1 pseudogene is annotated in these 350 nt (G+C 57.7%); it reads left to right on the forward strand.

Annotated elements, in window-relative coordinates:
- Window positions 1-231: pseudogene (locus tag EVC45_RS46090) on the forward strand (hypothetical protein); the annotation flags it as partial.
- Window positions 232-350 lie beyond the last annotated feature (119 nt).

The raw sequence follows: 350 nt of genomic DNA on the forward strand, positions 1-350 counted from the left end.
ATGCCGGCATTATCTCAGACCCGCAACACAACCATCAGGCCCTATCTGCTGAAGACCCTGCCGAACAAAGTCCTGCCGAACAAAGCAAAACGCAGCCGTGGCTGGCTCAACCGCTTCCACGGACTGGCAAGACACTACGAGCGATCGCGCGAGGCCCTCGTTGGTTTGCGTTTCGTCGTGTTCTCCGTGCTAATAGTCATCTACTTTGCAGCCTTTAACAAAGGTGCGTAACACCATCTAGCCGCGGCCTCCCGATTCACCAGCCGTGCGGGTGTAAGCACCCGGGGAAGGCATCTTGACGGAGGCAATCGCTGAAACCATCAAGCAGCGGTCGGCGTCCAGCGATGAGG

The sequence above is a fragment of the Paraburkholderia sp. UYCP14C genome, assembly GCF_004197395.1.
In the GTDB taxonomy this organism is placed as follows: domain Bacteria; phylum Pseudomonadota; class Gammaproteobacteria; order Burkholderiales; family Burkholderiaceae; genus Paraburkholderia.